Annotated in this window: 20 protein-coding genes; 18 read left to right on the top strand and 2 right to left on the bottom strand. The window is 62.8% G+C overall.

Features of this window, described 5'->3' with window-relative positions; all coding sequences use genetic code 11:
• The first annotated feature begins 104 nt into the window (after positions 1 to 104).
• On the top strand, positions 105 to 2,285 hold the full coding sequence (locus A3840_RS04650; RefSeq protein WP_067452610.1) for a malate synthase G: 2,181 nt from the start codon (positions 105 to 107) through the stop codon (positions 2,283 to 2,285).
• Between the two features lie 2 nt (positions 2,286 to 2,287).
• Positions 2,288 to 2,716 carry a GlcG/HbpS family heme-binding protein gene (locus tag A3840_RS04645; RefSeq protein WP_067452606.1) on the top strand — a complete coding sequence of 143 codons (429 nt, stop codon included), beginning with the start codon at positions 2,288 to 2,290 and terminating at the stop codon, positions 2,714 to 2,716.
• A gap of 42 nt (positions 2,717 to 2,758) precedes the next feature.
• On the opposite strand, the gene A3840_RS04640 is transcribed toward A3840_RS04645, so the two are convergent.
• Positions 2,759 to 3,436: a GntR family transcriptional regulator gene (locus A3840_RS04640; RefSeq protein WP_281180543.1), complete on the bottom strand. Its 678-nt coding sequence runs from the start codon at positions 3,434 to 3,436 to the stop codon at positions 2,759 to 2,761.
• A gap of 168 nt (positions 3,437 to 3,604) precedes the next feature.
• Between A3840_RS04640 and A3840_RS04635 the strand changes: the two genes are divergently transcribed.
• The 11 genes from A3840_RS04635 (at position 3,605) to A3840_RS04585 (ending at position 15,948) form a co-directional block, all read left to right on the top strand.
• Entirely contained in the window at positions 3,605 to 4,786 is a 1,182-nt protein-coding gene (locus A3840_RS04635) for an enolase C-terminal domain-like protein (protein WP_245676547.1), read from the top strand.
• Between the two features lie 11 nt (positions 4,787 to 4,797).
• Positions 4,798 to 5,982, top strand: coding sequence for an enolase C-terminal domain-like protein (locus A3840_RS04630; RefSeq protein WP_067452603.1), 1,185 nt, complete (start codon positions 4,798 to 4,800; stop codon positions 5,980 to 5,982).
• Between the two features lie 25 nt (positions 5,983 to 6,007).
• A complete protein-coding gene (locus A3840_RS04625) occupies positions 6,008 to 7,612 on the top strand; it encodes an ABC transporter substrate-binding protein (RefSeq protein ID WP_067452600.1) in 1,605 nt (534 codons plus the stop codon).
• 61 nt (positions 7,613 to 7,673) lie between these two features.
• Positions 7,674 to 8,606 carry an ABC transporter permease gene (locus A3840_RS04620; RefSeq protein WP_067452597.1) on the top strand — a complete coding sequence of 311 codons (933 nt, stop codon included), beginning with the start codon at positions 7,674 to 7,676 and terminating at the stop codon, positions 8,604 to 8,606.
• Positions 8,606 to 9,418: an ABC transporter permease gene (locus A3840_RS04615; protein WP_082903650.1), complete on the top strand. Its 813-nt coding sequence runs from the start codon at positions 8,606 to 8,608 to the stop codon at positions 9,416 to 9,418. The genes A3840_RS04620 and A3840_RS04615 overlap by 1 nt, the downstream gene beginning before the upstream one ends.
• Positions 9,415 to 10,404, top strand: coding sequence for an ABC transporter ATP-binding protein (locus A3840_RS04610; RefSeq protein ID WP_067452594.1), 990 nt, complete (start codon positions 9,415 to 9,417; stop codon positions 10,402 to 10,404). Before A3840_RS04615 ends, A3840_RS04610 begins: the two co-directional genes overlap by 4 nt.
• Positions 10,388 to 11,389, top strand: a complete 1,002-nt coding sequence (locus A3840_RS04605; protein WP_067452591.1) for an ABC transporter ATP-binding protein — start codon at positions 10,388 to 10,390, stop codon at positions 11,387 to 11,389. The genes A3840_RS04610 and A3840_RS04605 overlap by 17 nt, the downstream gene beginning before the upstream one ends.
• A gap of 13 nt (positions 11,390 to 11,402) precedes the next feature.
• Positions 11,403 to 12,398: an Ldh family oxidoreductase gene (locus A3840_RS19600; protein WP_067452587.1), complete on the top strand. Its 996-nt coding sequence runs from the start codon at positions 11,403 to 11,405 to the stop codon at positions 12,396 to 12,398.
• Positions 12,399 to 12,416: 18 nt separating this feature from the next.
• Positions 12,417 to 13,661: an iron-containing alcohol dehydrogenase gene (locus tag A3840_RS19595; protein ID WP_067452584.1), complete on the top strand. Its 1,245-nt coding sequence runs from the start codon at positions 12,417 to 12,419 to the stop codon at positions 13,659 to 13,661.
• Positions 13,661 to 15,124: an NAD-dependent succinate-semialdehyde dehydrogenase gene (locus A3840_RS04590; protein ID WP_067452581.1), complete on the top strand. Its 1,464-nt coding sequence runs from the start codon at positions 13,661 to 13,663 to the stop codon at positions 15,122 to 15,124. Before A3840_RS19595 ends, A3840_RS04590 begins: the two co-directional genes overlap by 1 nt.
• Positions 15,121 to 15,948, top strand: a complete 828-nt coding sequence (locus tag A3840_RS04585) for an IclR family transcriptional regulator (RefSeq protein WP_067452578.1) — start codon at positions 15,121 to 15,123, stop codon at positions 15,946 to 15,948. Before A3840_RS04590 ends, A3840_RS04585 begins: the two co-directional genes overlap by 4 nt.
• Here the strand turns inward: A3840_RS04585 and A3840_RS04580 are convergent.
• Entirely contained in the window at positions 15,857 to 16,939 is a 1,083-nt protein-coding gene (locus tag A3840_RS04580) for a LacI family DNA-binding transcriptional regulator (protein WP_067452575.1), read from the bottom strand. The genes A3840_RS04585 and A3840_RS04580 overlap by 92 nt on opposite strands.
• Positions 16,940 to 17,131: 192 nt before the next feature.
• On the opposite strand from A3840_RS04580, the gene A3840_RS04575 reads away from it, so the two are divergent.
• From A3840_RS04575 to A3840_RS04555, 5 genes are all read left to right on the top strand, one after another.
• On the top strand, positions 17,132 to 19,486 hold the full coding sequence (locus A3840_RS04575; protein ID WP_067452572.1) for a CaiB/BaiF CoA transferase family protein: 2,355 nt from the start codon (positions 17,132 to 17,134) through the stop codon (positions 19,484 to 19,486).
• Between the two features lie 2 nt (positions 19,487 to 19,488).
• Entirely contained in the window at positions 19,489 to 20,295 is an 807-nt protein-coding gene (locus A3840_RS04570; RefSeq protein ID WP_067452569.1) for a MaoC family dehydratase, read from the top strand.
• Positions 20,249 to 20,728, top strand: coding sequence for a MaoC family dehydratase (locus tag A3840_RS04565; RefSeq protein ID WP_342669888.1), 480 nt, complete (start codon positions 20,249 to 20,251; stop codon positions 20,726 to 20,728). The genes A3840_RS04570 and A3840_RS04565 overlap by 47 nt, the downstream gene beginning before the upstream one ends.
• Positions 20,729 to 20,890: 162 nt before the next feature.
• Complete coding sequence (locus tag A3840_RS04560; protein WP_067452561.1) at positions 20,891 to 21,334, top strand: acyl-CoA thioesterase; 444 nt, start codon at positions 20,891 to 20,893, stop codon at positions 21,332 to 21,334.
• 12 nt (positions 21,335 to 21,346) lie between these two features.
• Positions 21,347 to 22,462, top strand: coding sequence for a mandelate racemase/muconate lactonizing enzyme family protein (locus A3840_RS04555; protein WP_067452558.1), 1,116 nt, complete (start codon positions 21,347 to 21,349; stop codon positions 22,460 to 22,462).
• The last annotated feature ends 15 nt before the right edge of the window (positions 22,463 to 22,477 follow it).

Below are 22,477 nucleotides of genomic sequence, written 5' to 3'. Positions count from 1 at the left end.
CGCAGGGCGTCCCGGCACGATCGTTTTTCACGATGCGGAAAACTCGGGGGCCATCGTTTCGAAGGCATCTCCGTGTCCCTATGACGGAGCAACGGAGGTGCATCATGACTGCATATGCGACGCGCGGCCGACTGCAAGTGGCCGAAGAACTCAGCCGGTTCATCGAAACCGAAGCTCTGCCCGGTACGGATGTAGCACCGGAGCAGTTCTGGACTGGACTTCAGGAGATCGTCGAGGTCCTCAGGCCGATAAACCGGCAATTGCTGGAAAAGCGCGACAGGCTGCAGGCGCAGATCGACGATTGGCATCAAGCCCGTCGTGGTAGGCCACATGATGCAGAGGCCTATAGAGCCTTCCTGGAAGAGATCGGTTACCTGATCACGGACGACGCGCCGCTGACCATCGGCACGGCCAATGTCGATCCGGAGATCGCCAATCTCGCCGGGCCGCAACTGGTCGTTCCGGTGATGAATGCGCGCTTCGCGCTCAATGCCGCAAACGCGCGCTGGGGCAGTCTTTACGACGCGCTCTACGGCACCGATGCGATTCCGCCGGACGGCAATCTCGGGGCCGGCAAGGCTTACAATCCCGAGCGCGGCGCGGAAGTCATTCGTCGCGGTGTCGAGTTCCTCGATATGGCCCTGCCGCTACAAGGGACCTCCCATGCCTCGGTCACCGAATACGGCGTTTCCGGTAACCGCCTGGTTATCCGTGACAATGACAGGGCGCTCAGCCTGGCCGATGAAGCCGCCTTCAAGGGGCATGCGCAACGCGGCGATGCGCTCGTGCTGCTGTTCGCCCATAACGGCATCCATGTGGAGCTGGTTATCGATCGCCGCACGGCTGCCGGTGCACAAAGCCGGGCCGGCGTCTCCGATATCGTGCTCGAGGCGGCACTGACCACCATTCAGGATTGCGAAGATTCCGTGGCCGCCGTGGACGCGGAAGACAAGGTGGTCGTCTATCGCAATTGGCTGGGCCTGATGCGAGGTGATCTCGTCGAAACATTTGAAAAGGGCGGCCGTGTCGTCGAGCGCAGGCTGGCGGCCGACCGCCATTATCGCGGGCCCGACGGCCAGCAGCTCATGCTGCCGGGACGCAGCCTCATGCTGGTGCGCAATGTCGGACACCTGATGACAACCGATGCGGTGCTGGATGCCGAGGGCCAAGAGATCCCCGAAGGCTTTCTCGATGCCATGGTGACGGTTCTTTGCGCCATGCACGATCTCCGTAAATCCACGGGGCTGCGCAATTCCCGGTCTGGCAGCGTCTATGTGGTGAAACCCAAGATGCACGGCCCTGAAGAGGTCGCCTTTGCCGATCGGCTGTTCCAGGCGGTCGAAAATGCCCTGGGTCTTGTCGCCAATAGCGTCAAGATCGGCGTGATGGACGAAGAACGCCGGACGACGCTCAACCTGCGTGCGGCGATGCGGGCGGTCAAGGATCGGCTGGCTTTCATCAATACCGGTTTCCTGGACCGGACCGGAGATGAAATCCACACTTCCATGCAGGCCGGGCTCGTCGTGCCCAAGGGTGACATGCGCAGCGCTACCTGGCTTCAGGCCTATGAAGACAACAATGTCGATATCGGCCTGGCCGCCGGTTTGCCCGGCCACGGCCAGATCGGCAAGGGTATGTGGGCGAAACCCGACGCCATGGCCGAAATGCTGGCGACCAAGGCCGGGCATCCGAAGGCCGGTGCCAGCACCGCCTGGGTGCCGTCACCGACCGCCGCCGTCCTGCATGCCCTGCATTATCATGAGGTCGACGTCACTGCGGTTCAGGATCAATTGCGGGGCAGGGCGCCGGCATCGCAGGACGCCATACTCACCCTGCCTCTGCTCGGGAAGCGCAACCTTTCCGCCGACGAGGTCCAGCGTGAATTGGACAACAATGCGCAGGGCATCCTGGGCTATGTGGTGCGCTGGATCGACCAGGGAATCGGTTGCTCGAAAGTGCCGGATATCAATGGCGTCGGCCTGATGGAAGATCGTGCGACGCTGCGCATTTCCGCCCAGCATATTGCCAACTGGCTGCAACATGGCCTGGTGAATGAAGAGCAGGTCATCGAAACGATGACGCGCATGGCGGCCGTGGTCGACGAGCAGAACGCCCATGACCCCGCATATCGCTCTATGGCCGTCGCGCCCAGCGAGAGTGTCGCGTTCCAGACCGCGCTTGAACTGGTGCTCAAGGGCGCGAGTCAGCCCAATGGCTATACCGAGCCTGTATTGCACCGCCGCCGCCGCGAGGCCAAGGCGCGCAACCAGAATGTGGAGGCATGACCATGATAAACGTAATGCGGCTGGACCTTGACGACGCGCGCATCTTGCTCGAAGGCGGCCGGGCGGAAGCCGAGAAAATCGGCATCCCGATGTGCATCGCCATTGTCGACGAAAGCGGCAATCTGATTGCGTTCGAACGCATGGAAGGCGGCAAGGTGACCAGCACCACGATCGCGATCGACAAAGCCTATACGGCGGCGGCGGCGAAACGAGCCACCCACGAATATGGTCAGGTGAGCCAGCCCGGCGGGCCGGCCTATGGCATCAACAGTGCCATAGGCGGCCGTTTGATGGTCGTTGGCGGCGGCCTGCCGGTCATCATCGATGGCGCCGTGGTCGGTGGAATAGGCGTCAGTTCCGGAACGCCCGCCCAGGACCAGCAGGTCGCCCAGGCGGGTTTGGATCATTTCCTGGCGCGGGCCGGCAAGTAATACCGGCGGGTGGGGCGGCGATGCTCACTGCCGCCCCCGGGCTCATGAAAAGAACGTGCTGAACCTATCGTAGGACCGTTCGACATGCACACGCATGGCTTGCTCGGCGCGGTCGGCATCGCGCGCTTCCAGCGCATCGATCAGCTCGGCATGCTCGGTATTGGCGGTGGATGCCGCCTGCTGGTGATGAAACAGGCGGAACAGGTGCATATGCGTATGCAGGTTGGCCAGCGTTTCGTGAATCAGGTCGTTGCCGCTGGCTAGAGCGATCAGATCGTGGAATTGGCCGTCCAATCGCGCAAAATCGCTATAGCTCACCCGGCCTTGTCCACTGACCGCCATTTCCGCTGCCAGGCGCCGGAGCGTGTCGAATTGCTCCGTCGTGATCAAAGTGGCAGCCTTTCGCGCCGCGAACGGCTCAAGCAGCAGGCGCAATTCATAGAGCTGATCGAAACGCGTGCGATCCATCTGGCTGGCGGCGCTGAAGCCGATCAAGTGTGTCTTGACCACCAATCCCTGCGCTTCGAGCCGCGACAATGCCTCGCGAATGGGCGTTTGTGACACGCCCATTTCGCGCGCCAAATTGTCGATGGAAATCCGGCTGCCAGGCAGAATCTTCTGGCTCATCAGCTGCGCGTAAATGGTGTTGTACACCTCATCCCCGAGGCGGGGAGGCCGCTTAATAGGGTTGCTCGGAGGCGGGTTTGTTGAAATCGCCAAAGGGTTTGTCCTCCTATCGCTGTCGGAAGCGGGGCCGATGGTCCTGTATCCTATAGTATTCCCATTGAAAACGTTAGCGTCGCTCATTTGGCGTTTGACACACTGCAAAAACCGATCCTATATCCTACTCAAGAATAATCCTATAGGATACACGGGAGGATATATGATATGGCCGAGGCCGCCACACGCGACATGCCGGAATCGACCGCAACCCTCATAAAGCGGATCGACCTGAGGATGTTCAGCTATCCTATGGTGGGCGTTGGGCCGGGGGGTATCGACATGCCCGAAGGCAAGGGGAGCCGCGCCCGCATCGCTGTCCGTATCGAAACCAATGACGGCGCCGTCGGCGCCTATGTTGGCGGGCAGGCCAATTCTCTCGCGCAGGCGGCAACCTGTGCCAAGGCCGTCCTCGGCAAGGATTGCTTCGCTCGTGAACAGGCTTATGAGGACATCCGCCGTCACCTTCGCAAGGAAGATAGGATGGGGGCGGGGGTCATCGACTGCGCGCTCTGGGACCTTGCCGGGCAGCGCCTCGGCGTCTCCGTCGCTCAATTGCTGGGTGGCGCACGCCGTTCGGTCAAGGCCTACGCCTCGACATGGTTCGGCGGCGATGGCGGTGGTCTCTCGACTCCCGAAGCCTATGCCGATTTCGCCGAAGAATGCTACGAAATGGGCTATCGCGCCTTCAAGATGCACGGCTGGTCTGACGGCGGCATCGAGAAGGATATCGGCGCCGTCCTTGAACTGGGAAAACGCGTCGGTGGCCGTATGGCGCTGATGCATGACAGCGCCTGTAGCTTCAAGACTTTTGCCGACGCCCTGGCCGTTGGGCGCGCCTGCGATGAGGCGGGCTTCTTCTGGTACGAGGACCCCTATAGCGACGGCGGCCTGTCGGCGCATGCGCATCGCCGCCTGCGCGAACTGATCAAGACGCCGCTCCTGCTCGGTGAACATGTTCGTGGGCTGGAATCGCTGGCAACATTGGTCCTGGCCGATGGCACGGATTTCGTGCGGGCCGATCCCGATTTCGACATGGGTATTACGGGGACGATGAAGATCGCCCATTTTGCCGAAGCCTTGGGTCTTGATGTCGAGCTGCACGCGCCGGGTCCCGCGCATCGCCATTGCATGGCCGCGATCCGCAATACCAATTTCTATGAATTGTCGATGATCGGCCCGTCTCGCGGCAATTTTAACGCGCCTGTCTATACCTGCGGCTATTCGGACGCGCTCGACGATGTCAGCGCCGACGGCACCTTCCCGGTGCCCGAAGGGGCAGGGCTGGGCGTCAGCTACGACTGGGAGGCCATCGAGAAGATGACCACCCAGCACGTGACCATTCAGTAAGGCGCCCGGCGATGACACAATCTGCAAGCGAATCCGGTCGCGGATCGGCGATCAAGAAGGTCGAGCTTTTCCTGTTCAAGCAGGATGTCGAGAACGTCGCCTTCGACGTCAATCCCGGCGGCATCGACATGCCGGGCGTGCGCACCACGCGTACGCGTCTGGGCGTCGCCATCGAAACCGCCGACGGCTCGCGCGGCGAATATATCGGCGGGCGCTCGGACACCTATCTGCACGCAAAATTCCTCGCCAAATGGATTTTGGGGATGGACGCTTTCGGGCGCGAGCAGATTTACGAAATCGCCCGCCGCTATCTGCGTAAGGAAGATCGTATCGGCGCCTGCCAGATCGACAATGCGCTTTGGGATCTGGCCGGCAAGCGCATCGGCGCATCGGTGACTCAGATGCTCGGCGGCAAGCCGCGGCGTTTGCCCGCCTATGCCTCGACCTGGTTCGCCGGGCCGGGCGGTGGCCTCGCCAGCCCCGAAGCCTTCGCCGATTTCGCCGAAGAATGCTACGGCCTCGGCTACCGCGCCTTCAAGATGCACGGCTGGACCGATGGCGGCACCGAAAACGACATCGGCGCCATTCTGGCCCTGGGCAAGCGCGTCGGCGGCCGTATGGCGCTCATGCATGACAGCGCCTGCCATCTGAAGACCTTCGGCGACGCGGTCCTGGTCGGTAAGGCCTGCGATGAGGCCGGATTTTTCTGGTATGAAGATCCCTATAGCGATGGTGGCCTCGCAGCCCATGCGCATCGTCGCCTGCGGGAGATGATCAAGACGCCCATCCTGCTCGGGGAGCATGTGCGCGGCGTCGAAGCCATGGCCAACGTCCTGTTGCTGGATGGCACGGATTTCGTGCGGGCCGATCCCGATCTCGACATCGGCATTACCGGCACCATGAAGATCGCGCATCTGGCCGAAGCCATGGGGCTCGATGTGGAGCTGCATGGCAACGGCCCCGCACACCGCCACTGCATGGCTGCGATCCGCAACACCAATTTCTACGAACTGGCCATGGTCGGTCCCTCGCGTGGCCAAGCCGTCAATTCCATCTACGCCTCGGATTATTCCGACACGCTCGACGCCGTGGGCGCAGATGGCTGCTTCGCCGTGCCGGAGGGACCCGGGCTCGGCGTCCAATACGACTGGGACTTCGTGAAGAAGAACCTGGTCGACCACATCGTCATCCAATGATCCCGTAGAGGAGGAGACTACGATCATGCGAATTTGGGGAAGCAAACTGCTGCTCGCGGCAGCCACCGCAATAGTGCTGACCGGCACCGCCATGACCACAGGCGTGGCCTTGGCACAGGAAACGCTCAATATCCGCCTTGGTGCGCGCGATATCGGATCGCTCGATCCGGCGCTGACCAAGACCGGCGACGACGAAACGGTCGCCCTGCAGGTGTTCAACTCCCTGGTGGCGCCGCCGCGGGGTACCCTGGACCTTGCCCTCGAGAACCTGCAACCACAGCTCGCCGAGCGCTGGGAAATTTCCGAGGACAGGACCGAATGGACCTTCTACCTGCGCCCCGGCGTCAAATGGCACAAGGGCTATGGCGAAGTGTCGGCCGAGGATGTCAAGTTCTCCTATGAACGGCAGATGGACCCGGCCCTCGGCGGCGTCCACGGCGCCAGCTTCAAGGATATCGCCTCCATCGAGGTGATCGATCCGCTGACCGTCAAGTTCAAGCTTCACAGCCCCAATGCCTTTTTCCACGGCCAGGCGCTGACACCGGGGTTCGGGCGTTTCATCGTGCCCAAGAAGGCGGTCGAGGAATTGGGCGATCAGTTCGGCTTCGCTCCGGTGGGCAGCGGTCCTTTTGAATTTGCGGAATATCGTCCGCAGGACCGCGTGGTGCTCAAGGCCTTCGACGACTACTTCCTGGGCCGCCCGCCGATGGACGAGCTGCACCTGCGCTACATCCCCGACAACAATGCCGGGACCATCGCCTTCATCGCCGGGGAGCTCGATACCACCGGCGGCGATCGCACGCCCGAATGGGTTGCCTCGATCGAGGCCGCCGTTCCGGACGCCCAGATCATCACCCTGCAGCCCGGCTCGCTGCAATTCCTGCATTTCAACATGAATGTCGAGCCGCTCGATGACGTGCGGGTGCGTCAGGCCATCGCCTATGCGATCGACCAGAGCGTGTGGAGCGAAGTCTTCGGTGTGCTCAGCGGTCCCTTGCCCTCGATCGTGCCGGCCACCTTCTTCGGCGCCTTGCAGCCGGAGGATACGCCCGAGGACCTGCGCTACGAATACAATCCGGAGCGCGCCAAGGAACTCCTAGCAGAAGCCGGCTATCCCGACGGCTTCTCGATGGACGTCATCATCTCGGAGCGCGACGATTACCTGACCAACATGCTGATGGTGCAGGACATGCTCCGCCAGGTCGGCATCAACCTGAACCTGCAAGTGCAGGACCATGCCTCCTATCACGCCAATATTCGCGAGAATAAGGGCACGATCGTGGAACTCTCGACCGCCATTGCGCCCAGCGCACCGGCGGTGATCAACGAATTCCTGAGCGAGGCGGCCGCCGTGGGCAAGCCATCGGCCCTGCGCAATTTCTCCCACTATGGGGAAGTCGGCGGCAATGTTGACGATCTGGTTACTCAGGCCGTCGCCGAAACCGACACGGAAAAGCAGATGGAACTGCTGCGCGAGGCGCAATTGCAAATCCTGCGCGACATGCCGGTCTATCCGCTTCAGACGGCCCCGCTGCTCTCGGTCATGCAAGGCGATATCGACCTTGGCTACGAGCCGGTCGGTGGTTTCGGCCAGCACGAATTCGCTACCGCTCGCCGCGTCAGCGAATAGGGCCCCAGGGCCCGGATCGGACCTCCCATCGATCCGGGCCCACCCTTCCCAGGAGATCACCATGCTTCGCTTCGTGCTGAAACGATCGGCCGACGCGATCCTGACGGCCTTTCTGGTCTTCAGTTTCGTCTTCTTCGCCATGCGCCTTTTGCCCGGCGACCCTGTCATTGCCATGCTCGGGGACCAAGCCAGCGCCGAGACCATCGAGAATGTCCGCCGCTCGCTGGGCCTGGATAAGCCCATCTTCGTTCAATATGGCGAATTCCTGTGGGGGCTGTTGAACTTCGATCTCGGCACCAGCCTGATCAATCGCGCCGCGGTCACCGAGACCATGATGCGTAACCTGCCTTATACCATTGCGCTCACGATCGCCTCGACCATTATCGGTGTGCTGGTCGGCATTCCGCTCGGTGTTCTCTCCGCCATGAAGGCGGGCAAGGCCGCCGATCACGTGACCCGTCTCACATCCTTCTTCGGCTCGGCACTGCCGGATTTCTATCTCGGCGTGCTGTTCCTGCTGCTCTTCGGCCTGACGCTTCGCTGGTTTCCCCTGCTTGGCGGCGGCGAAAATGCCTTCGATCTGCGTTACCTCGCCATGCCTGCGCTCACCCTCGGCCTGCTCAAGGGCTTCGGAATGATGCGCCTGACACGCACCGCAGTGCTGGATGTCTCGGGACGCGACTATGTCCGCACCGCAGAGGCCCTCGGCATGACCCGGCAGAACGTCATCTGGCGCCACATCTTCCGCAACGCGCTCCTGCCGGTCACCACGCATCTGTCGCTGTCGACGATCGCGACATTGGGCGGGACCATCGCCATCGAGCTGGTGTTCAATCGGCCCGGAGTGGGCCAGCTTCTGGTCGGCGCCGTCACCTCGCGTGACTACACGCTGATCCAGGGTGGGATCGTGATCCTCTCGGTGCTGGTGGTGGCCATCAATTTCCTGACCGACCTGCTTTACGCGGTGATCGACCCACGAGTGAGGACGGCCTGATGCTCGACCGGATTTTCATAACCTTTGCGATCATATTCCTGAGCATGCTCGCCATCCTGGTCGTGTTCGGCGACTTCATTCAGCCGCACGATCCGTTGCTGCAGAATTTCCGCGCCCGCGACCAGGGGCCGAGCGCCACCTATTGGCTAGGCACGGATGATTTCGGCCGCGACGTCTTTTCGCGCATCCTCGAAGGCTCCCGCCTGTCCATGACGATCGGGCTGGTCGCTCCACTCATCGCGGCGATCGTCGGCATCACCATGGGCACCACTGCCGCCTATTTCGGGGGTTGGACCGAGCGTATTGTCAGCCGTGTGACCGACATGATGATGTCGTTCGACCCGCTGCTGCTCGGGGTACTCGTCGTGGCTCTGCTCGGCCCCGGCATCGTCAATCTTTCGATAGCGATCTCGTTCGCGCTCATTCCCAGTTTCATCAGGTTGTCGCGGGCCTCGGCGCTCTCGGTGCGCCAGGAAGGATATGTCGATGCGGCCATCGCCATGGGGCGACCGTCCTATTCGACCATCCTGCGCCACGTCCTGCCCAATATCGCCGGCCCCCTGGTGGTGATGACGACGATCTGGATTGGCTCCGCCATCCGCATGGAAGCGACCCTCAGCTTCATCGGCCTCGGCGCTCAACCGCCGGCGCCGTCCTGGGGCAACATCGTGCGCTATGGGGTGCAGAACATCTTCGGTTCGCCCCTTCCTGCTCTCTTCGCCGGCCTCGCCATCACCCTGACGGTGCTGTCGTTCAACATTCTCGGCGACGCCCTTCGGGATCGTCTTGACCCGGATCGGACTGTGCGATGAACAACCCTATCCTCACCATCCACGATTTGAAGGTCGCATTCGGCCCGCAAACCGCACCTGTCGACGCGCTTCGTGGCGTCAATCTCAGCGTCAATCGCGGCGAATGCCTCGGTCTTGTCGGGGAATCCGGCTCGGGCAAAAGCCTTAGTGCCCTGGCGGCGATGCGGCTTCTGCCTTCGGCTGCGCGCATCACCGGCGGCTCGATCACATTCGAGGGTCGGGAAATGGCGACGATGCCACGCAAGGAGCTGGAGGGCTTGCGAGGCAACGAGATATCGATGATTTTCCAGGAGCCCATGACGGCGCTCAACCCGGTCATGCGCGTGGGCGATCAGATCGCGGCGCCCCTGCGCAAGCATCTCGGCCTGTCCAAGAAGGCGGCGCGCGCCCGAGCGATAGAGCAACTGGATTCGGTCGGCATTCCCGATCCGCATCGGCGCATCGACAATTTTCCGCATGAAATGAGCGGAGGCATGCGTCAGCGCGTCATGATTGCCATGGCGCTGGCCTGCGAGCCGAAACTGCTGATCGCCGACGAGCCGACCACCGCCCTGGACGTGACCATTCAGGCGCAAATCCTGGATCTTCTGCGCGCCAAGCAGAAGGAACTCGACCTGGCCATCATCATCATCACCCACGATTTCGGCGTCGTTGCAGAAATCGCCGACCGGGTGAACGTGATGTATGGGGGCAGGGTGGTCGAGGAGGCCGGTGTCGGGGCGCTGTTCGACAATACCCAGCACCCCTATTCGATCGGCCTGCTCAACGCCACACCGACGATCGAGATGGAGCAGCAGCACCGTCTGCCGGCCATTGGCGGTGCCGTACCTCATATCTCGGACATGCCGGCCGGTTGTTCGTTCCATCCGCGTTGCCCTGAGCGGCGTCCCGAATGTGATCGTCTTGTCCCTCAACTCGAAACCGTGGCGCCCCATCAACGGGTGGCCTGCTGGGCAAGGAGCACGGCCGATGAACAAGCTGCTTGAAGTCACCGACGTCAGGAAAATCTTCGGCGGCTCGGTGCGCGCGGTCGATGGCGTCAGTTTCTCGCTGGCCGAGCGGGAGACGCTGGCCCTGGTCGGCGAATCCGGATGTGGCAAGTCCACCGTGTCGCGGCTCATCCTGCGCCTGACCGATCCCACGGAAGGCACGATCCGTTTCGAAGGACGGGACATCACGCATATGTCCCAGGGCGCGCTGAAAGACATCCGGCGCGAAATCCAGTTTGTGTTCCAGGATCCGTTCTCCTCGCTCGATCCGCGCATGACTGCGGGGGAGATCGTCACCGAACCATTGGCCATTCACGGCAAGGTGCGCAACAAGGCCGAGCGGCGGAGCACCGCCGAGCAGCTTCTGCAGGCCGTCGGCCTCAGCGCCAAGCACGTCGAAAGCTGGCCGCGCCAATTTTCCGGCGGCCAGCGTCAACGCCTCGGTATCATCCGGGCCTTTGCCCTCGGTCCCCGCCTGATCGTGGCCGACGAGCCAGTCTCGGCGCTTGACGTCTCCGTGCGGTCGCAAGTGATCAATATCCTGCAGGACATGCAGGAGGAAAAGGGCACTGCCTATCTCTTCATTTCGCATGACATGGCGACGGTCAAGCACATGGCGGACCGGGTGGCGGTCATGTATCTAGGCAAGATCGTCGAACTGGCGCCCAAGGCGTCATTCTTCGCCGGGCCGCAACATCCTTACGCGGAATCGCTGCTCTCCGCTGTGCCGGCTTCGCATCCCAACAAGCGCCGGAAGCGCATCCTGTTGGCCGGGGACCCGCCCAGCCCGATCCGAATTCCCGGCGGGTGCCGTTTTCACACGCGTTGTCCCATCGCCCAGGACATCTGTAAAAGTCAGGAACCCTCGCTCCAGTTAGTGGGCGACAACCACCTGGCCGCGTGCCATTTCGCCAAAGCATGGCCGATCGCGTCGCGGATTGGTGAATTACAGCCGGCGACCACAACGCTGGCGATCAGTTGAAAGTGTTCCAAGCATGCCCATAGTGCCGCTCCAAGAAGTCAAGGACGTTGCGGATCGTGTTCTCGCCGCCGCCGGTGTGCCGCCGGACAATGCGGCGCTGCAGCGCGACCTGTTGCTCGATGCGGAAATGCGCAGCATCGCCTCGCATGGCCTGTTGCGCCTGCCGCGATTGGTGGAGCGGATCGGCAACGGCGTTGCCAACCCGGTTACAAAAGGCCGGCAGGAATGGACGGCGCCGGGCTTTCTCAAGGTCGATGGCGAACAGGGGCTCGGGCCGGTCGTGGCCCAGGCAGCGATCGATGCGCTGATGGACCGTTCCGCAAGCCAGGGCGTGGCTGTGGCCGCCGTCGCCAATGCCAATCATATCGGCATGCTCGGCTTCTATGCCGATCGCGTTGCCGAAGCCGGAAAGTGCCTGATTGCCTTTTCCACCAGCGAAGCCCTGGTCCATCCCTGGGGCGGTCGTCGGGCCATGATCGGCACCAATCCGATCGCCATTGGTCTTCCCACCGGCGATGGCGTCTTCATGATGGATACGGCCACCAGCATCGTCTCGATGGGCGAGATTCACGATCACGCCAATCGCGGCGCACCCATCCCGCAGGGCTGGGCATTGGACGCGGCCGGCAACGCCACGACCGATGCCGCCGCGGCGCGCGATGGTGCCATCGCGCCGTTCGGTGGCCCGAAAGGATATGCGCTCGGCCTGGCCTTCGAATTATTGCTGACGGCTCTTGCCGGCTCGGCCATCGGCCGGAATGTCAAGGGAACGCTTGATTCCACCGAGCCCTGCACCAAGGCCGATCTCTTCATCGTCATCGACCAGCCCTTAGCTGCCGTGTCGGATTTTCTCGATCTGCTGCGGAGCGAAGCGCCCGCTGAAGGATTCGACAATGTGCGGATCCCCGGTGAGCGCGGCCGAGAGCTGCGCCGCCGTGCCGTCGCTGACGGCCTCAATATCGCGGACGTGACCTGGTCACGTCTGCAGGACCTGGCCGGAACGGCCTAAACCATCAAGGACTACACCATGTTTGGCGCTCTTCGTTCGCCTCGCAATATCGTATTCGGCTCGGGCCAGCGCGCGTCGCTGCCGGGCTATGCCGCCGCCCTGGGTCATAAGGTTCTGCTGGTCACCGACCAGCGCATGGCCGGCGAAGAGACGTTCCGGATACTCGAATCCGGCTTACGGGAGGCCGGGCTGTCGGTATCGACCTTCGCCGGCGTAGAGGCGGAGTTGCCTGCCGAATGCCTGGTGGCGGGGGTAGCGGCCGCAAGCGATTTCGGTGCCGAGGTCATTGTCGGCATCGGCGGCGGTAGCTGCATTGACGCCGCCAAGGTGATTGCGCTGATTGCTGCACATGGCGGAGCGATCAGCGACTATTACGGCGAGTTCAAGGTGCCAGGACCCGTCCTGCCGCTGGTGGCCTTGCCGACGACGGCCGGTACCGGATCGGAAGTGACGCCGGTTGCAGTGGTGGCCGATCCGCATCGCGCGGTGAAGGTGGGCATTGCAAGCCCGCATCTGATCCCTGTTACGGCAATCTGCGATCCGGATTTGACACTGACCTGTCCGCCGGTTCTAACCGCCATGTCCGGCGCCGATGCGCTGGTCCACGCCATCGAGGCCTTCACCACCGCGCCCCGATCAGCGCTGACGAACATCACGCTTGAACATGTCTTCGTGGGCAAGAATGCCATGACGGACAGCTTCGCCATGGCTGCCATCGGCAATATCGGGCGTAGCCTGGCCGCGGCCGTCAAGAATGGCGGCGACGTGCGGGCGCGCGCCGATGTCATGCTGGGGGCGATGCAGGCTGGACTTGCCTTCGGCACCGCCGGCACCTCGGTGTGCCATGCCGTGCAATATCCGGTCGGCGCCTTGACGCATACGGCGCATGGCCTGGGTGTCGCCTTGATGCTGCCCTACGCATTGGCATTCAATCGAGAGCATGCGCTTGCCGACATTGCCACGATCGGGCGAATTCTCGAATTTGCGACCAAGGACGACGATGACGCGGCCGCAGCGGACCGCTGTATCGTGGGTATCGCGGACCTGCTGAACACGATTGCAGTGCCCAGGACATTGGCGGAAATTGGCGTCAAGTCCGATGACCTTCCCTGGATCGCCGATCAGGCCCTGGCCGCCAATCGGCTGATCAAGAACAATCCGCGCCCGGTCGACCGGGCCGGCATGGATTTGCTGATCGCTGCCGCCTTCGCGGGCGATCTCGCCATGCTGACCACCAACACCAAGCACGCCAAGGCAATCTGATGAGCACGTTTCCTCTTTCGTTCGATCCCGCAACCGTGCCGACCGATCTGTGGATCGGCGGACAATGGCGCCCCGGCAGTACCGGCAATCAACTCGATGTGGTCGATCCGTCCACCGGTAAGGTGATCTCCCGTGTCGCAGATGCCTCTATCGAAGATGCGCTCGCCGCTGTATCGGCGGCCCATGAAGCCGGGCCGGACTGGGCCGCGACCCCACCGCGCAAGCGCTCCGATATCCTGCGCCGCTGCTATGAACTGATGATCGAGCGTAAGCAGATGCTTGCCGAGCTGATCAGCCTCGAAAACGGCAAGGCGCTGCCGGACGCGGAAGGCGAAGTCACCTACGCTGCCGAGTTCTTCCGATGGTTCTCCGAGGAGGCCGTGCGCCTCAATGGCGATGTGTCCGTGGCGCCAAGCGGCGCCAACCGCATCCTGGTGCAATACCAGCCCATCGGGGTATCCGTGCTCGTCACGCCCTGGAATTTCCCCGCCGCCATGGCGACCCGCAAGATCGCCCCGGCCCTCGCCGCCGGGAGCACCTGCGTGTTGAAGCCGGCAACTGAAACGCCACTAACGGCTTATGCCCTGGCGGAAATCTACCGCGAGGCCGGAGTGCCCGACGGCGTGGTCAATGTCATCACCACCTCGAAAGCTAGCGCCACCGTCAGCGCCATGCTGCACGATCCGCGCGTACGCAAGCTCAGCTTTACCGGTTCGACCGAAGTCGGGCGCAAGCTGCTGCGGGAAGCCGCCGACCAGGTGATTTCCTGCTCGATGGAGCTGGGCGGCAATGCGCCCTTCATCGTCTTCGACGACGCCGACCTCGACAAAGCGTTGGATGGCGCCATGGTCGCTAAGATGCGCAATGGCGGCGAGGCCTGTACTGCTGCCAATCGCTTCTTCGTCCAGGAAGGCATCATGGAGGCCTTTTCCAAGGGTCTGGCCGAACGCATGGCCGCGCTCAAGGTCGGCCCCGGCTACCAGAAAGGCGTTCAGTGCGGCCCGCTGGTGAACCAGGATGCGCTGGAGCGGATATCGACATGGGTGAACGATGCTGCGGGGCAGGGAGCCGAGATCCTTGCCGGCGGCAAGGCCCCGGGGGGCGACGGCTTCTACTACCCGCCAACGGTCATCAGGAACGTGCCCACGGACTCGCCGCTTGTTCGTGACGAGATTTTTGGCCCGATCGCGCCGCTGGCCAGTTTCAAGACGGAAGAAGAGGTCATTGTCAAAGCCAACGACACCGAATACGGCCTGATTGCCTATCTATTCACCGAGGATTTGGCGCGCGGTCTGCGCGTGTCGGAAAAGCTGGAGGCGGGCATGATCGGTCTCAATCGCGGCCTGGCATCGGACCCGGCCGCGCCGTTTGGTGGTGTGAAGCAGAGCGGCCTTGGACGGGAAGGCGCCCATCATGGCATCCTCGAATTCTGCGAGGCCAAATATATAGCGGTGACCTGGTGAGCAGCGACAAGCACAATGTGCAGTCCGTAACACGCGCATTGGTGCTGCTGGAAACGCTGGCAGAGGACGGTGCGGGCTGGCGCCTCACCGACCTCGCTCGCCGAACCGGCCTCTCGCCCTCAACGGTGCATCGGCTGCTGACCACGCTGCAGGAGCGGCGTTTCGTCCAGTATGATGCCGGGCGTCAGTTGTGGTCCGTGGGCCAGCAGGCCTTCTCTGTCGGCGCCGCCTTCGGGCAACGCCAGGCGCTGGTCGCACCGGCCCTGCCGCATCTGCGCCATCTGCGCGACCTCACGCGAGAGACCGCCAATTTCGGCGTGCTGGACGATGGGGAAATCGTGGTGATGGCCCAAGCCGAAAGCCGCGAGATCGTGCGCGCCATTGCCCGGACAGGTGGGCGCGCCGGGCTGATCAACTCTGCCATGGGCAAGGCCGTGCTTTCCGCCTATGCCCAGGACGAGATCGAGGCCGTGCTGGCCTTGCCCGACGGCAGGGCAAGGCCGATTGCCGGCAGAGCGGCTGCGCTGCGCGCAGAGATTGCCAATGCAAGCGCCCATGGCTACGCAACCGATAATCAGGATGGCGGCAAGGGCATCACCTGCGTCGCCAGTCCGGTCAAGAACGCGGCGGGCGATGTCGTCGGTGCCATATCGGTGTCCGGACTTTCCGCACGGATGACCGCCGAACGTCTGCCGATCATCGGCGCCTGGGTCGCCCAGGCCGCCGCCGATTTCAGCGCGACGCTGGCGTCTGGCCGGACGCTTCGATCTGTTCGAGAGCCTGGGCGCCCAGCGTCGAATGACGCACCAGAAGTTCGCCGCTGAGCGGGTTCTGTGTGGGCGTATAGGCCTTGCTGGCCAATTGCTCCATGATCAAGGCGACCGTTTTCGCCACGATGGCATCAACCGGTTGGCGGAACGTGGTCAGCGAATAGCGCGGCCAGCGGGTCATGGCCACGTCGTCAAACCCGGCGATGGCAATGTCTTCCGGAACCCGCAGACCGAGCCCGTCCTTGAGGGCATCGAAGCCGCCGATAGCCAGAATGTCATTGGCGAAGAAGGCCGCATCGGTGCGCTCGGCCGCGCCAATCTCCATGCCGGCCTTGTAGCCCGCCTCGTAGCTGTATTCGCCGCCGGAAATGGCGTGCGTCAGCGTCATGCCGAGTTCGGCGACGCGTGTGATGAAGGCGTTCTGGCGCTCGAGATTCGTCGAGGTATGCGGCAGCCCGCCGACAAAGGCGACGTTTCTGCGACCGATCGCGTGAAAATGGTCCGCGATCGCCCGCGCGCCTTCTATATTGTCGCAACTGACCGAGGTGAGCGTCTGGTCCGGTATGGTGCGGTTCACCAGAACGGCCGCGCGCCCCTCTGTGGCCCACCGCAATGAAGCGCCGGACAGCACGGTGGCGGAGATCACCACCACCGCGTCCACGTTGTATTTCCGCAGGGCGACCAATTGCTCTTCGATATTGGAGCCGCGCGTGATGTTGAACATCAGGCTTTGCAAGCCTACCCGCTGCAATTCGCGCGATAGCTTCTCGATAAGCGAGGGATAGAAAGGGTTCTGCATCTCCGACACTACGATGCCGGCAATATTGCTGCGTCGCGTCGAGAGCATGGATGCGATGGCATTCGGCTGATAATCGAATTCCTCGGCCGCGCGCAGGATGCGTTCGCGTAATTCCGCTGAAATCGATGTGCCAGGCGTAAAGGCCCGCGAGACCGCCGATTGGCTGACGCCCATCAGCCGGGCGAGTTCGCGCGCCGTGATCGGCTTGCGGGGCGATTTTCCATCATTGCCTGCATTAGTGCTCATGTTGCCCCGATCGTATCCGACCGGCCCATCGTCCCCATGTTAGGCATCTATGCCATAGATTTGCATCCGTATGCAAATAGGCATTGCATCCGGATGCAAACTCGTCATATCGTAATGTCATTGGCGCCATGAGAACGGATCGCAGAAGTCCGCGCGCATTTCGACAAAAGCATTGACGGGAGGAGCGAGCCCATGGGCGGCGCCTTGGACCACCTGCGCGTGGTCGACTTTTCCGAGAGCCTGGCTGGGCAATATTGCGCCCGCCTCTTTGCCGATTACGGCGCGGCGGTTTTTCTCGCTGAGCCCGAGGGCGGGTCGCGGATCCGTGGCATGGCGCCGATGTCGGAGCATGGCGACTCGCTGCAATTCTTTCACCTCAACACAGGCAAGCAATCCCTGGTTGTCGATCAGGGTTCTGCGGAGTTCGAACGCCTTCTGGCCGGTGCCGATGTCGCCGTTCTACCGGTTGGTGCCGGCGCGGATAGCCTGAGCGCGAAATATCCGGCCTTGGTCGTGGTCCAGCCGTCCGATTTCGGCGCTGATGGGCCGCGGGCGGACTGGCAGGGGGCGGAAATCGTGCTGCAGGCCCTTTCGGGCATGATGCACAATAATGGCGCGGCGGGGCGCGAGCCCTTGTTTGGAACCGGGAACAGGGCGTCCCTGGCCAGTGGTGTCGCAGCCTATCTCGGCACCCTCGCCGCCTTGTTTGCGCAGACCCGGAGCGGGCAGGGGCAGGTGGTGAAGGTGGATGCGGCGGAAACCGCGGCGGCCATGTGCTTCCCCTATGTCATGCAGCATATCTATAACGGCACGGTGCGGCAGCGGACCGAGCAGGCCGTGCAGGCGGGGCAGGTGCTGTGCCGCGACGGCTGGGTCTGTATCTGGATCTATAATTTCCGCTGGCATGCGCTGCTCCAAGCCCTGGATCTTCTTGAACTCGAGCAGGATGCACGCTTCGCCGAGCCGATCGCACGCCGGACGCATTGGGACGCGCTTTTCGCCATCATCCAGGCCAAGGTGGCCCAGATGTCGGCCGAGGACCTGGTGGATATTCTCCAGCGCGCTCAGGTGATCGCGGCGAAGGCCTATCGGCCTTCCGAGCTGATCGAAAACAGGCATCTCACGGCGCGGAATTATTGGGAAGAAATCGATGGGCGGCGCCTTCTCGGTCCGGCTTTCAGGCTGCACGGCACCCCGCGGCGGATAGCCAGTGGCGCGCCGGCTTTGGGTTCTGGAACCTTGCCGGCATGGCCGAAGCACGAACCGGCCGCCGGCGAAAAGCCTGTCGACGGCAGCCCACTGGGCGGCCTCCGGGTTATCGAGCTGACCACCGCTTGGGCAGGGCCGATGTCGGGCCGGGTTCTGGCCTATCTCGGCGCGGAATCGATCCATGTCGAAGCGCCAAACCGGGTCAATTCCTGGCGGCTCAACAAGGATGCGCCCAATCCGGTGAACTTTCCGGATCGCCAGCCCGGCGTGCGCTGGTATGATCGATCGTTCCTGTTCAACTCCCAGAATGTCAACAAGTTAAGCTGCATTCTTAATCTGAAGACAGAGGAGGGCAGGGCCACCCTGCGCCGGCTGGTCGCGGTGAGTGACGTGCTGATCTGCAATTTCCGCCCCGGCACGCTGAAAAAGCTGGGCCTGGACTATGACAGCCTCAAATCCATCAAGCCGGATATCGTCGTCGCCGAACTGCCGGCCTTCGGGATCAGCGGGCCGATGTCCGGTTATGCCGCGCTCGGGCCGACCATGGAAATGGCGGCGGGCATGTCGGCGATGATCGGCTATCCGGGCGGGCAGCCCGAGGTGACCGGGCCGTCCTATCTCGACCCCATCGGTGGTTTCAACGCTGCAGCAGCCATTCTTACAGCCCTGATTCATCGGCAGAAAACCGGCGAAGGCCAATATGTGGAAGTGCCCCAGGTCGAAGCGGCGATGCATTTGATCGGCCCGGAAATCCTGAAAGCCGGGGAGACCGGGGACGATCCGGCCCCAAATGGAAACCGCGTCAATTTCGCCAGTCCCCATGATGCCTTCCCGACCAAGGGTGGGGACGAATGGATCGCCATCGCTGCCTTGGATGAGGCACAATGGAAACAGCTCTGCGCCGTCATGGAGCAGCCGCAACTCGCTGAGGATACTCGATTTTCCACGCTGGCGCGGCGGCGCGACAATGAGGATGAGCTGACGCAGATCATTGCCGATTGGACGATTGGGCAGGACAAGCACCTGCTTGCCGCGCGGCTACAGGCGGCCGGGATCGCAGCGGCGCCGGTACAGAATCCAAAGGACGTGGCAGAGGATCCCTACCTGGCGCATCGCGGCTTCTTCACCGAACTCGACCATCCCGATGCTGGGCGGCATCGACATCCCGGCCTGCCCATCCACCTCAGCGCCACGCCCGGATCGCAGCGGCAGGCGGCACCGCCTTTCGGATGGCACAATCGCTATGTCCTTGAGAATATTTTGAAAATGCCGCCGTCGGTCATTGCCGTCATCGAGGCCAGCGACGCGATGGCGACCGAACCTCTGGAAGGGGCGTGACCATGGGAACGACCTTTCCGCGGGACTATGACGTGCATATCCTGCTCGACGACGCGCCGCATTACAAAGGGTCCATCCACGATGATGAGGTGGCGCGGGCGCGGGGCTATAAGGCAGCACTGGTTCCGGGCGCCTTCATCTATGGCCATATCAGCCGTGGGGCGATCGAGACCTGGGGCAGCGACTGGGCCGAGCGTGGCGCCATGGCGGTGCGCTTCCGGAAACCCGTTTATAATCATGATGATATTCGCGTTTCACTTGGGCCGCTCGAGGACGATGGGACCCATCTGCGCAGCGCTGCCAGTGTGCGCAATGGCGGTGGCGACGAGGTGGCGACCGGCTGGATTGCGTTGGCGCATGAACCGGTCCAACCGCCCGATGCCAAGACATTGAAAATACTGGACTTGCCGGAAAACCCGCCAGCGGTGAAAGCTGGTGACTTACCGATCGGCGCGCCGCTGCATAGCCGCCAAAGGGTTCTGACGGCTGAAGATTTTCAGGTTTCGCTGTCGGCCTTCGCCGAAACGCATCCGATCTATAGCGACCCGGGCTTCGTGCATTCGGGAATGCTGATGCGGACGGCCATGGGCGACGTCAATTCCGGCTGGAAATTCCCCGCCGCCATCGTGCTGGTCGAGGCGGAAACCCAGCATTTCCGGCCGGTTTACCCTGGCCAGACCATTCGCACAACAGGGCAGGTGGCCGACACCTACGAGCGCAAGGGCAAGCATTATTTCGTCACCGACGAAGTGCTGCTGGCCGATGGCGTGCCCGCCGCGCGGTTCAGGAGGACACAGATCTATGGCTAACATTTGGAGCGAGTCCGTTAGCAGACTGTTAGCGTCCTACACGACCACAGTGCACGAAAGTGACATTGCGGCCTTCGTCGCGCTGAGCGGCGACGACTACGAGGCCCATACCGATGCGGAAGTGATGGCGAGCTCGAGTTTCGGCGGCATCATCGCCCATGGCGCCCTCCTGGTCGGCTACATGTCGGCCGCCGGCACCAAGGCGATCAGGCTGGCGCGCGAAAGAGGCAATGACTGCACGCCGGTGGCGCTCGGCTATGACCGCCTGCGCTTCGTCGCGCCGGTCTTTCCCGGCGACGAGCTCAAGGTCACCTATGAAGTCAAAAGCGTCGATATGGAGCGCCGTCGCTCGCTCGCCGATGTGGTGATCACCAATCAGTCCGGCACGACGGTGGCCGTCGCGGAGCATGTGATGAAATGGCTGCCAAAATAGTTCCTATAGGATATAGCAGGGGCTTGCATGCGGATGCAATCGATGCAAGGGTAACGCCGATTGGCATGACAGGTTGACGACAGAAACGACCGCTCAGCCGCGAGGAGATTCGAACATGACCGGAAGCCGCCCGCGCGTTTTCGCGCCACGGTTCCTGCTGCGATGACGACCAGGCGCCCCCCCGAGGTCCGCGATGCGTTCCGCTGGTTCACCGGTGTGACGCTGCGCTGGAACGACCTCGACATTTTCGGGCACGTCAACAATGCCCGCTATTACGAGTTCTTCGACAGCACGGTGCTTGGCTTCCTGTATGTCGAGGACCTGGGATTGAGCCATGGCGGCGCGGCCATGGTGGTGGCCGAGAATGGCTGCCGCTTCCATCAGGAGATCGTCTTCACCGACCGGCTGGAGATGGGCTTGAGGGTCGAGCGCATCGGCACTTCCTCCGTCCGCTACGGCCTGGCGGCCTTCATCAATGGTGGTTCGACCGCCGCCGCCGATGGTCATTTCGTCCATGTCTTCGTCGACCCCGAGACGAAGCGGCCCGCGCCATTTTCGCCGCCGGTGCGCCGGCATCTCGAAACCATTCTCGTTCCGACGGCCTGAGGAGGGCCGCCCATGTCCAAAGCGTCTATCATCAAATCGGTCGATGCCTTCCAGGTGGCCTGGAATCCGGGCGATCCGCCGGGCCGCCGCAGCGCCATCGTGCGGGTGACCACGGAAGAGGGACTGGTCGGCTATGGCGAGGCATCCCCGATGCATGGCGGCGAGCATTCGCTCTGGGTGCTGCGCGACGCCGCAGCCACGCTGGTCGGCGCGGATATACTCGACCATGCGGTGATCTATGATCGTCTGCTGCATCGCTATGTGAAGCTGGGGCCCGAAGGTACGGTCACCGGTGCGCTCGCGGCGCTCGACATCGCGCTCTGGGACATCAAGGGTAAGCTGTTCGACCTGCCGATCTACAAGCTGCTGGGTGGCGCCTGGCGGACTGAAGTGCCGTTCTATGCCTCGATCGGCGGCAATGCGAACCGCAGCGTGGACGAAACCGTGCGCGTGGTGGAGCAGCGCTGGCAGAAGGAAAAGCCGGCCGCGATCAAAATCCGCTGGGATGGCGACCGGACGCGGCAGGACTACGATATTCCCGGCGATATCGCCAAGGCCAAGGCGGTGCGCAAGCTGGTGGGTGACGACTTCCCGCTCGCCTTCGACGCCAATAATCAATATTCGGTCGGCGGCGCGATCCGCGTCGGCCGGGCGCTCGAAGAGCTGGGCTATGTCTGGTTCGAGGAGCCGGTGCAGCACTATGACGTGCGCGCCATGGGCGAGGTCGCGCAGCGGCTCGACATCACCGTCTCGGCGGCCGAGCAGACCTACACGACCCAGGCCCTGGTCGACATCATCAATGCCGGCGTGCGCATGGTGCAGCCCGATATCGTCAAGATGGGCGGCATTACCGGCCTGATGCAATGCGCGGCGATCGCCTATGCCCATGGGGTGGAACTGGTGCCGCACCAGACCCAGCCGACCATCGGGCACATGGCCAACCTGCACGTGCTGGCCACCATCATGCACCTGACCAAGCCGGCCGAATTCGCCGATCCCGATACGCGCATGCACCCGGCTTTCCGCAATCCGCCAAAGCCGGTCGACGGCAAGTTCCAGATTCCTTCCGGGCCGGGCCTGGGGCTGGAACTGATCGACGCCGAACTTGAACAACGCCGCGTCCGCTGAGACGCCGACCCTATC

The organism is Devosia elaeis, from assembly GCF_001650025.1.
Classification (GTDB): Bacteria; Pseudomonadota; Alphaproteobacteria; order Rhizobiales; family Devosiaceae; genus Devosia; species Devosia elaeis.
Note: the sequence above shows the minus strand (reverse complement) of the source record. Positions and strands in the feature narration are given on the sequence as shown.